The 11461-nt window shown below is 53.0% G+C and carries 10 protein-coding genes; 3 read left to right on the top strand and 7 right to left on the bottom strand.

Features of this window, described 5'->3' with window-relative positions; all coding sequences use genetic code 11:
* Positions 1 to 33: 33 nt before the first annotated feature.
* The 7 genes from gudD to syd form a co-directional block, all read right to left on the bottom strand.
* Positions 34 to 1374, bottom strand: a complete 1341-nt coding sequence (gene gudD, locus FDW97_RS22225; RefSeq protein ID WP_042310713.1) for a glucarate dehydratase — start codon at positions 1372 to 1374, stop codon at positions 34 to 36.
* A gap of 20 nt (positions 1375 to 1394) precedes the next feature.
* On the bottom strand, positions 1395 to 2735 hold the full coding sequence (locus FDW97_RS22220; protein ID WP_137351634.1) for an enolase C-terminal domain-like protein: 1341 nt from the start codon (positions 2733 to 2735) through the stop codon (positions 1395 to 1397).
* A gap of 2 nt (positions 2736 to 2737) precedes the next feature.
* The gene (gene gudP, locus FDW97_RS22215; RefSeq protein WP_061382367.1) at positions 2738 to 4090 is read right to left on the bottom strand and encodes a galactarate/glucarate/glycerate transporter GudP; all 1353 of its coding nucleotides are present in this window, start codon (positions 4088 to 4090) and stop codon (positions 2738 to 2740) included.
* Positions 4091 to 4434: 344 nt separating this feature from the next.
* The gene (locus FDW97_RS22205) at positions 4435 to 4884 is read right to left on the bottom strand and encodes a flavodoxin (RefSeq protein ID WP_137351633.1); all 450 of its coding nucleotides are present in this window, start codon (positions 4882 to 4884) and stop codon (positions 4435 to 4437) included.
* 19 nt (positions 4885 to 4903) lie between these two features.
* A complete protein-coding gene (gene truC, locus FDW97_RS22200) occupies positions 4904 to 5686 on the bottom strand; it encodes a tRNA pseudouridine(65) synthase TruC (protein WP_085048814.1) in 783 nt (260 codons plus the stop codon).
* A complete protein-coding gene (locus FDW97_RS22195; RefSeq protein WP_087856945.1) occupies positions 5686 to 6015 on the bottom strand; it encodes a YqcC family protein in 330 nt (109 codons plus the stop codon). The genes truC and FDW97_RS22195 overlap by 1 nt, the downstream gene beginning before the upstream one ends.
* A gap of 632 nt (positions 6016 to 6647) precedes the next feature.
* Positions 6648 to 7193 carry a SecY-interacting protein gene (gene syd / locus FDW97_RS22185; protein ID WP_137351632.1) on the bottom strand — a complete coding sequence of 182 codons (546 nt, stop codon included), beginning with the start codon at positions 7191 to 7193 and terminating at the stop codon, positions 6648 to 6650.
* 68 nt (positions 7194 to 7261) lie between these two features.
* Between syd and queF the strand changes: the two genes are divergently transcribed.
* From queF to FDW97_RS22170, 3 genes are all read left to right on the top strand, one after another.
* The gene (queF, locus tag FDW97_RS22180) at positions 7262 to 8110 is read left to right on the top strand and encodes an NADPH-dependent 7-cyano-7-deazaguanine reductase QueF (RefSeq protein WP_038633229.1); all 849 of its coding nucleotides are present in this window, start codon (positions 7262 to 7264) and stop codon (positions 8108 to 8110) included.
* A gap of 113 nt (positions 8111 to 8223) precedes the next feature.
* Positions 8224 to 9588 (top strand): nucleotide 5'-monophosphate nucleosidase PpnN, encoded by a 1365-nt coding sequence (gene ppnN / locus FDW97_RS22175; protein WP_038633231.1) that lies wholly within the window; start codon positions 8224 to 8226, stop codon positions 9586 to 9588.
* Positions 9589 to 10150: 562 nt separating this feature from the next.
* On the top strand, positions 10151 to 11440 hold the full coding sequence (locus FDW97_RS22170; RefSeq protein WP_006687002.1) for an HAAAP family serine/threonine permease: 1290 nt from the start codon (positions 10151 to 10153) through the stop codon (positions 11438 to 11440).
* Positions 11441 to 11461: the final 21 nt, after the last annotated feature.

Raw genomic sequence — 11461 nt, 5'->3', positions numbered from 1 at the left:
ACCGCTCCATTTATGGGAGCGGTCCCAGTTCGCTTAGCGTACCATGCACGGGCGCTTATTATCAAATGTCCAGTTCGGGATCAGATACTGCATTCCCATCGCATCATCACGTGCACCCAGTCCATGTTGCTGATACAGCTCATGCGCTTTCATCACCTGATCCATATCCAGCTCCACGCCCAGGCCCGGTTTCGCCGGAACCTGCACCATACCGCCCTTGATTGCAAAAGGTTCTTTGGTCAGCCGCTGGTTACCTTCCTGCCAGATCCAATGGGTATCGATAGCGGTAATTTTCCCAGGCGCCGCCGCCGCGACATGAGTAAACATCGCCAGCGAAATATCAAAGTGGTTGTTAGAGTGCGAGCCCCAGGTCAGCCCGAACTCATGGCACATCTGCGCCACGCGAACAGAACCCTGCATCGTCCAGAAGTGCGGATCCGCCAGCGGGATATCCACGGACTGCAACGACAGGGTATGCCCCATCTGACGCCAGTCGGTAGCGATCATATTGGTCGCCGTCGGCAGCCCGGTAGCTCGACGGAATTCCGCCATCACTTCACGACCGGAGAAGCCCTGCTCTGCGCCGCACGGATCTTCCGCATAAGCCAGCGATCCTTTCAGGTACTTACCAATTTTAATCGCTTCATTCAACGACCATGCGCCGTTGGGATCGAGCGTGACGCGCGCCTGTGGAAAGCGTTTCGCCAGCGCCACAATAGATTCCGCTTCTTCTTCCCCGGCCAGTACGCCGCCTTTCAGTTTGAAGTCGTTGAAACCATATTTCTCATACGCTGCTTCCGCCAGACGCACTACCGCATCCGGGGTCATCGCCTCTTCATGACGCAGGCGATACCAGTCGCATTTTTCATCCGGTTGGCTTTGATACGGCAGCGGCGTCGCTTTACGGTTACCAACGAAGAACAGATAGCCAAGCATTTCGACTTCGCTACGCTGCTGACCATCGCCCAGCAGAGATGCGACGTTGACGCCCAGATGCTGACCTAACAGATCCAACATCGCCGCTTCGATCCCGGTAACCACATGAATAGTGGTACGTAAATCGAAAGTCTGCAAACCACGGCCACCGGCATCACGATCGGCAAACGTATTACGTACCGCGTTCAGTACGTTTTTATACTCACCCAGCGTTTTACCCACCACCAGCGGAATGGCATCTTCCAGGGTCTGACGAATTTTTTCGCCGCCAGGAATTTCCCCTACCCCGGTATGGCCAGAGTTATCTTTAATAATCACAATATTACGTGTAAAGAACGGGGCATGAGCACCGCTCAGGTTCATCAGCATGCTGTCATGGCCCGCAACCGGGATCACCTGCATAGAGGTCACGACGGGGGTAGTAAATTGTGCGCTCATATTTAAATCCTTATTCAAAATTAGTGGCGGCCGAAAACGGGACGTTTACGGTCAAAAGTCCATCCGGGAATCAGGTACTGCATCGGGCCTGCGTCATTACGCGCGCCGCCGGGCAGCGCCTTATAGGCCTCATGGGCTTTCTGTATCTGCTCCCAGTCCAGCTCCACGCCCAGACCGGGCGCATCGGGTACCGCAATTTTTCCGTTTTTAATCTCCAGCGGATTTTTGGTCAGACGGCAATCGCCCTCCTGCCAGATCCAGTGGGTGTCGATAGCCGTCGGGTTGCCCGGTGCCGCGGCGCCAACGTGGGTAAACATCGCCAACGAAATATCAAAATGGTTGTTGGAATGGCAGCCCCAGGTCAGGCCCCAGTCATCGCATAACTGTGCCACGCGCACCGCGCCGGAAAGGGTCCAGAAGTGCGGATCGGCCAGCGGAATATCTACTGAATTCAGCATCACCGCATGCCCCATTTCACGCCAGTTGGTGGCGATCATATTGGTCGCCACCGGCAGACCGGTCGCACGGCGGAACTCGGCCATCACTTCGCGGCCTGAAAAACCCTGTTCGGCACCGCACGGATCTTCAGCATAAGTCAGAACATCGTTCAGCCCTTTACACAGGGAAATGGCTTCATCCAGCAGCCAGGCCCCGTTGGGATCAACCGTAATACGCGCCTCCGGGAAGCGTTTTTTCAGCGCACGAGCGGTGTCGATTTCTTGCTCGCCGGGCAGTACGCCCCCCTTGAGTTTGAAATCTTTAAAGCCGTAGCGATCTTGCGAAGCCTCTGCCAGGCGCACCACCGCTTCACTGTTCATCGCTTGCTGGTGACGCAAGTGATACCACTCATGGTGGCCCGGCGTGCTCTCCAGATACGGCAGATCGGTTTTGCTGCGATCGCCGACATAGAACAGATAGCCGAGCACAGTGACCGCATCGCGCTGCTTGCCTGGCCCTAACAGTTCACAAACCGGAACGTTCAGCGCCTTGCCCAGCAGATCGAGCAATGCGGCTTCAAGCGTGGCCACCGCATTAACCCGCAGTTCAAAGGTCCAGGCGCCTTTGCCGAAAGTGTCAAAGTCAGCGGCCTGGTTGCCTTTATGCACCTGCTGAACCACTTTATTCAGACGCGCGACTTCCTGTCCCAACACCTGTGGGATTGCATCCACCAGCGTCTGATAAATCACTTCACCGCCCGGCGCTTCACCAACCCCGGTATTGCCGGCGTTATCGGTGAGCACCACGATATTGCGGGTAAAATATGCGTTATGCGCACCGCCAATATTGAGCAGCATGCTGTCATGCCCGGCCACCGGGATGACCTTCATATCGGTAATAACGGGACTCGATTGTGTTGTCATCGTCATTGTCCTGCGACAGGTTTCAATTCGATACGTTTAATATCCCCCACCAGCACCAGATAACTGACGACAGCAATCAGCGCATGTACCCCTACGTAAATCAACGCGCCGTTAAACGAGCCGGTAGTGCCCACAATGTAGCCAATGGCAATTGGCGTGACGATGCCGGAAATGTTGCCAAACATATTGAACAGGCCGCCGCTCAGACCGCTGATCTCTTTTGGCGCGGTATCGGCCATCACCGCCCATCCCAACGCGCCGATGCCTTTGCCGAAGAAGGCCAGCGCCATAAAGCCGATGATCATCCACTCGACGTTGACGTAGTTACAGAACACCATCACCATCGATAACAGCATCCCCATGACGATTGGCGTTTTACGCGCGATATTCAGCGAACCGGTACGGCGCATCAGCCAGTCGGAAATAATGCCGCCGAGCACGCCGCCCGCAAATCCGCAAATGGCCGGGACCGAGGCAACAAAGCCGGCTTTCAGAATGGACATACCGCGCGCCTGCACCAGATAAACCGGGAACCAGGTGATAAAGAAGTAGGTCAGCGCATTAATGCAGTATTGGCCAATATAAATACCGATCATCATTCGCGAACCCAGCAGTTGTTTGATCTGCCCCCACTTCACGCTGAACGGTACTTTAGCTTTGGCTGCCGCCTGATCCATATTGATCAGCGCCCCGCCTTCGGCAATGTACTCCAGCTCTTTTTGGTTTACGCCCGGATGCTGGTTCGGTTCATGAATCACCTTCAACCAGATAAAGCTGATAACAATTCCGAGACCGCCCATAAAGAAGAACACGTGTGACCAACCCACTTCATGAGTCAGCCAACCCATGATTGGCGCGAAGATAACGGTGGCAAAGTATTGCGCCGAGTTAAAGATAGCGACCGCCGTGCCCCTTTCCTGCGCCGGGAACCACGCCGCCACAATACGACTGTTGCCGGGGAAAGAGGGGGCTTCGGCTAACCCTACGAGGAAGCGCAGGGTAAACAGCGCGACGATAATACCGAAGCCGCTAAAGATATCGACGAAGCCCTGCAGCAGGGTAAACATGGACCAGATAAAAATGGACCAGAAATAAACACGTTTGGAGCCGAAGCGATCGAGCAGCCAGCCGCCGGGGATCTGGCCGATGACATACGCCCATGAGAAAGCGGAGAATACATACCCCATGCCTACCGCATCCAGGCCAATGTCTTTGGCCATCTCCGAACCGGCAATGGATAAGGTGGCGCGATCGCCGTAGTTGAAGGATGTGACGATAAACAGCATCACCACTATCCAGTAGCGAGCGTTAGTGCGTTTTTCCGCGCTGCTCGCCGCCTGACTTAATGAACTCATTGTTGCACTCCTGAATCCTGGCTTGCGCCAGTTCATTCTGTACAGCACCTGTAGGGTGATCAGAATGAGAGGTTAGTGTGTGGCAGTTTTGGTACAGCTCAGGGCCGTTTTATTCTGACTCGCTGCCATTCCGGGAACTGACGGGAAAAGTATATGAAGGAGTGCCACTTCCCCTCACCGTGCATGAACACAACATTAGGGAGGCAGTGAGAAGTTGTTTGGGGCATAAGCCCAAAGCAATGGAAGTTAGTTCACGTAATTGGGGTTTTATTGCCGGGTGTCGGCTTCGCCTGACCCGGCCTACGGTTTTCTAATGGGGGTTGTATGCCCGTGCGGGCGAGGGATTATTTAAGCAAGGTGCCCCAGTTTTCTACCCAGGGATTAGATTCGCTTTCCGGTTCAGGATGCTCGCTGGCATCAATCAGCAGCATTTCACCTACGCGCTGCGCGCTTTGTTCCTGTAACAGCGCATCAAACTGCTTGCCGCCATTGCAAAAATTAACGTAGCTGCTGTCGCCAAGCGCAATGACGCCATAACGCAGATTCGGCTGGAAACCAAGACTCTCTTTGATTCCCTGAAACAGCGGTACGATGCTATCCGGCAGATCGCCCTGCCCGGTCGTTGAGGTTACCACCAATGCATATTTATCCTGATATGCCTGCCAGTCGGTAAGCTCCGGGTCTTCAAATACCGTGGCTTTATGGCCCTGCGCAGTTAAAATCGCCTCGGCCTCTTCGGCAACCAGCAGCGCGTTTCCATACATCGTGCCGACAAAAATTCCAATTTCCGCCATAACCTTTATCTCCAGGGACTTAAGAATCTATCTGTTCATCCTGACCTGACAGCCCGCTGAACTCAACCCTTTCATTCTCCGGGAGAAGTCCGCGCCAGCCAAACTGTGACAGCGCCTGCATCCAGACCTCATCCAGCCCGGCGCGAATAATCAACGGCTCGCCAGTGAAAGGATGAGTCAACTCAAGCTGGCTGGCATGCAGCATCAAGCGCTGACAGCCGAAATGCTCTGCGGCGCTGCGGTTTTGCCGTAAATCACCATGCTTGCTGTCACCAATAATCGGATGGCGCAAGTGAGCCAAATGGCGTCTGAGCTGGTGCTTACGACCGGTCTGAGGCTCCAGTTCCACCAGCCCGTAACGGGTAGTGGGATAGCGCCCGGTCGCCACCGGCATTTCAACCGTCGCCAGACCGCGATAATGGGTGACCGCAGGCTGCGGCTCTTTATCCTCGCGGGCAAATTTATCGGCTATCTTATCCAGCTCTTCCACCAGCGGGTAATCCAGCACGGCGTCGTCCATCAGCCAGCCACGCACAATCGCATGATAGCGTTTCTGCATTTGATGATGTTCAAACTGCTGAGACAGCAACCGCCCGGCTTCGCTGGACAGCCCCATCAGCAGCACGCCGGAGGTCGGTCTGTCGAGCCGGTGGGCGGTAAACACGTGCTGACCAATCTGGTCGCGCACCGTTTGCATCACCACTACTTTCTCATCGCGGTCGAGCCAACTGCGGTGAACCAGCCAACCAGAAGGTTTATTGACCGCAACCAGCCATTCGTCCTGATAGAGGATCTCCAGCATCAGGCGTTATCACTTGTAAATAGCGCATCCAGTTCCTGCAATGCCGTCAGGAGAATGTCGCGTTGCGGGTGATCGGCCGTCAGCGCCATTTCGTAATACGGTGCGATGGCAAAAGCCTGCGGCAACGGCTGCGCATTATCAAGCAGCGTATGCATACGGGGAATCAACACCCACTGCAGCCATTCGACCGGCTCCATGGTATCCATACAAAAAGGCTGCGTGCTGGCAAACAGATGCTCTGCTGGCTCGTCCATCCGCCAGTGATGATGTTCACGCAGTAGCGCTTCAAGCGCGCGTAACTGCTGGCGCACACGGTCATGAGTCGTCATGAAATTAACCTCAATGATGAAAAATCTGGCGCGAAGAATAGCATTAGTGAAGAGGAAATAAAAAAAGGGAGCACTGTAAAAACAGTGCTCCCGGTTCGTTTCGCAGCATTCCAGCTACTTTTGGTGCTCCCTGCTCATCCGTGACAACTTTTCCTGTGGTCTTGCGACCTTGTTCATCCTGAACTTTTGCATCCTGCTCACACCACCCCGATGTGAAAACTTCATCCTGAAGCGTCCTGGCCATCCTGACCCGCCGAACATCCTGACCGGCTCTCATTCTCCATCCTGGAGGTGTCCTTTAACGCATCCCGCGCTTTCCTCTTTGCTTCATCCTGAAGCCTGTCCTTGCAACACCATCCTGGTGTGTCCTGCCGAAGAGCCATCATCCTGATGTTCACTTCGTTGTGCGACTCCTTGTCGACAGATATAGAATCGCCTGTTTCGCTTTGTCTTACAAGATACCTACAGACATACCCTTAAGATAATTTTCATATGAAAGTTGACAATAAAATATTAACAAATTGAATTATAAGTAATTATTAGTTTTTCAATTCATTAAGTCTTCACTTATTACCTGGCAATGTCCTACAGGGTTTGTAAGAGATATCTCACACGATTGAGGGCAAACTGGATTACAGAACTGGCTTAAGTTGAGTGAGGAATTCCGCAAGCGAGGCCGCCAGCACCGTTCGTTGACGGGTTCCCAGCGTTTCTTTGCACACTTCACCGGACAGATTGCACACCGAGATGACATCAAGTTCGTTGTCCTGTGTGGCAATAAAAAGCGTAGGCGAGAGCTTGAGTCGCTTTTGCGTAACCAGGTGACCAATCAGGTTTTCCTGGACGCGCCTGAAGTCATCCTCACTCCAGGTTTGCAGCAACGTCAGCTTTTCATTCGCAAACTGCGCGTGCATATCCCCGGCAAACTGGGTGGTGTAAAAAGCATGAACGGAAGGTTGTATCACAATGTCAAAGGCACGTTCAACCGCATTGACGTTTTTTTCACCGACAAAAGGCTGAGGTTGCCAGTAAACCGCATCGTTAGTGGAAGAAATGATGCATGGTGAAGGTACGCCATACAGCTCTTCGCTGAGCGGCCAGCTGTTGTTTTTGTCATGCCACGCGTCGCAATAACGCGTCGTAAAGGCTGTCAACGCCTGCGCTGTCAATTCGTCCACTGATTTCTCTCTTCACAAAAGCCAGGATACACTTGTCGCATAGTGTATCTGGTTTATGACGGTGAAACATGTCTTCTTATGAAAATCATCGGGCGCTTGACGGCCTGACTCTCGGTAAATCAACGGATTACCGGGACAATTACGATGCCAGTTTGTTGCAGGGCGTTCCGCGCAGCCTCAACCGCGACCCGCTGGATTTAAAGGCCGATAATTTGCCTTTCCACGGTGCCGACATCTGGACGCTGTATGAACTGTCATGGCTGAATGCTAACGGCTTACCGCAGGTTGCGGTCGGTCATGTGGAGCTGGATTACACCAGCGTAAATCTGATTGAATCGAAAAGCTTTAAGCTGTACCTGAACAGTTTTAACCAGACGCGTTTTGACTCCTGGGAGGCGGTACGCCAGACGCTGGAAAACGATCTGCGCGCCTGTGCTCAGGGCGATGTCAGCGTGGCGCTATACCGCCTTGACGAACTGGAAGGACAACCGATCGCCCACTTTAACGGCACCTGTATCGATAATCAGGATATCGTCATTGATAACTACCAGTTCAGCACTGAATATCTGGAAAATGCCGTGAGCGGCGAAAAAGCGGTGGAAGAGACGCTGGTCAGCCATCTGCTGAAATCCAACTGTCTGATCACCCACCAGCCCGACTGGGGCTCCATACAAATTCAGTATCGCGGACGCAAAATCGACCGGGAGAAGCTGCTGCGTTATCTGGTCTCCTTCCGCCACCATAATGAATTTCACGAGCAGTGCGTGGAGCGTATTTTCAATGACATTCTGCGCTTCTGCCAGCCGGAGAAACTGAGCGTCTACGCGCGATACACGCGGCGTGGCGGTCTGGACATTAACCCATGGCGCACCAATACCGATTTTACGCCAGCTACGGGCCGACTGGTACGTCAGTAATCTTTTTTCTCAATTTTGCGTGTCGGATTCCGCGCGCAAGGTTGTGAAAGGCCATCAGCCAGGGCTATTGTAACTACCAGGGAATGACGTTTTGCGTCCCATAAGGAGTCTACTTGATTACACATATTAGCCCACTTGGCTCAATGGACATGTTGTCGCAGTTGGAAGTCGAATTACTTAAACGCACGGCCAGCAGCGACCTGTATCAACTGTTTCGTAACTGTTCACTTGCCGTTCTGAACTCCGGTAGTCTGACCGACAACAGCAAAGAACTGCTGTCCCGCTTTGAAAATTTCGATATTAACGTGCTGCGCCGCGAACGGGGCGTGAAGCTGGAGCTGATTAACCCGCCTGAAGATGCGTTTGTTGATGGGCGCATCATTCGTGCGCTGCAGGCCAACCTGTTTGCCGTGCTGCGCGACATTCTGTTCGTCAATGCTCAGATCCATAACGCGGGTCGTTTTCAGCATCTGGATCTCGAAAGTTCAGTGCATATTACCAACCTGGTGTTCTCGATCCTGCGTAACGCCCGAGCGCTACATGTCGGTGAAGCGCCGAACATGGTCGTCTGCTGGGGCGGTCACTCAATCAACGAAAATGAATACCTGTATGCGCGTCGCGTCGGCACCCAATTGGGCCTGCGTGAGTTGAACATCTGTACCGGCTGCGGTCCGGGAGCGATGGAAGCGCCAATGAAAGGCGCAGCGGTCGGTCACGCCCAGCAGCGTTACAAAGACAGCCGCTTTATTGGTATGACTGAACCGTCAATCATCGCCGCTGAGCCGCCTAACCCGCTGGTTAACGAACTGATCATCATGCCGGACATTGAAAAACGTCTGGAAGCGTTCGTGCGCATCGCCCACGGTATTATCATCTTCCCGGGTGGCGTCGGGACTGCGGAAGAGCTGTTGTATCTGCTGGGGATCCTGATGAACCCGGCTAATAAAGATCAGGTGCTACCGCTGATTTTGACCGGACCAAAAGAGAGCGCCGATTACTTCCGCGTGCTGGACGAGTTTATCGTGCACACGCTGGGGGAAGATGCCCGCCGACACTATCGCATTATCATTGACGATGCGGCGGAAGTTGCACGCTTGATGAAAAAAGCGATGCCGTTGGTAAAAGAGAACCGTCGCGACACCGGAGACGCCTACAGCTTTAACTGGTCGATTCGTATCGCACCTGATTTACAGATGCCGTTCGAGCCGTCCCATGAAAACATGGCTAACCTGAAACTGTATCCGGATCAACCCGTTGAAGTTCTGGCGGCCGACCTGCGTCGTGCATTCTCGGGTATTGTGGCCGGTAACGTGAAGGAAGTCGGCATTCGCGCCATCGAAGAGTTTGGCCCGTACAAAATCCACGGTGACCGCGAAATGATGCGCCGCATGGACGATCTCCTGCAGGGATTCGTTGCGCAGCATCGTATGAAGTTGCCAGGCTCCGCGTACATCCCTTGCTACGAGATCTGCGCCTGACCTTCAACACCCGATAGCAGACGCTCTCGTGGTGACAGTTTTGTCCATATCAAAGCCGGGTTTGGCGCAGTCGCCTCCCGGCTTTTTTTAGTGATACCAGTCACATAGCTCAGACGATTATATAAATACCAATGATATGTCGTTAAAAATCACGCGCCACGCAAACGATTACTTCCAAAAACCAACCGTTATTTATCTTAGGAAATTATTATTAGTCGCCAAAATCCTCTAAAAACAACAGTTTTTACAGCGCAACGCTCGTATCTTCGCGCCTTCGCTTTCATGAGATATGTCGTTAATGTTAGCCTCTGCGCCCGTAAATTCGCTTTGACTATTTTTTAACAGATTAATGGTCCAAATTTATCCACATAAAAGGTGGATTATTGCATTTGGGATCGCGATCACTGATACATTCATTACTAAAATGTATCTTTCCGCCCGCAAATTATTACGGCGAAAAATTATATAAAAAATCGCTCAACGAATTTCGATTTACAGTCGGGTTCTTTCTCATTGGATTGACCCCAAACCCGACTTTTTAAGCTTCCTCCAGGAGAAATAGATGGAAAACACTCAAACCAGCACTATCGTTACGGGCCAGACCCGCAGCGCATGGCGCAAGACGGATACCATGTGGATGCTGGGCCTTTACGGCACGGCGATTGGCGCGGGTGTATTGTTCCTGCCGATTAACGCAGGTGTAGGCGGTATGATCCCGCTGATCATCATGGCAATCCTTGCCTTCCCAATGACCTTCTTTGCGCACCGTGGCCTGACCCGCTTCGTGTTGTCCGGTAAAAACCCGGGTGAAGACATTACTGAAGTTGTAGAAGAACACTTTGGCGTTGGCGCAGGTAAACTGATTACCCTGCTCTACTTCTTCGCAATCTACCCGATTCTGTTGGTTTACAGCGTAGCAATCACCAATACCGTTGAAAGCTTCCTGACCCACCAGCTGGCGATTACTCCGCCGCCGCGTGCCATCCTGTCTCTGATCCTGATTGTCGGCATGATGACCATCGTGCGCTTCGGTGAGCAGATGATCGTGAAGGCGATGAGCATCCTGGTATTCCCGTTTGTTGCTGCCCTGATGCTGCTGGCTCTGTACCTGATCCCTCAGTGGAGCGGCGCGGCGCTGGAAACACTCTCTTTTGACTCTGCGGCTTCTACCGGCAACGGTCTGTGGATGACTCTGTGGCTGGCGATTCCGGTAATGGTGTTCTCCTTCAACCACTCTCCGATCATCTCCTCCTTCGCCGTGGCGAAGCGTGAAGAGTACGGTGATGACGCTGAGAAGAAATGCTCCAAAATCCTGGCATTCGCTCACATCATGATGGTACTGACCGTTATGTTCTTCGTTTTCAGCTGTGTACTGAGCCTGACCCCGGCGGATCTGGCTGCAGCAAAAGAGCAGAACATCTCTATCCTGTCTTACCTGGCGAACCACTTCAACGCGCCGATTATCGCCTGGATGGCGCCAATCATCGCGATGATCGCTATCACCAAATCCTTCCTCGGCCACTACCTGGGCGCACGTGAAGGTTTCAACGGTATGGTGATTAAGTCTCTGCGCGGCAAAGGCAAAACCATCGAAATCAACAAACTGAACAAAATCACTGCGCTGTTCATGCTGGTCACCACCTGGATTGTGGCGACGCTGAACCCAAGCATCCTCGGTATGATTGAGACCCTGGGCGGCCCAATCATCGCGATGATTCTGTTCCTGATGCCGATGTATGCCATTCAGAAAGTACCGGCAATGCGTAAATACAGCGGCCATATCAGCAACGTCTTCGTTGTAATTATGGGCCTGATCGCTATCTCCGCAATTTCCTACTCTCTGTTCAGTTAATTCCCCTGCGCCGCTCCCCGG

This window comes from Citrobacter sp. wls708, from assembly GCF_005281255.1.
Lineage (GTDB): Bacteria > Pseudomonadota > Gammaproteobacteria > Enterobacterales > Enterobacteriaceae > Citrobacter > Citrobacter werkmanii.
Note: the sequence above shows the minus strand (reverse complement) of the source record. Positions and strands in the feature narration are given on the sequence as shown.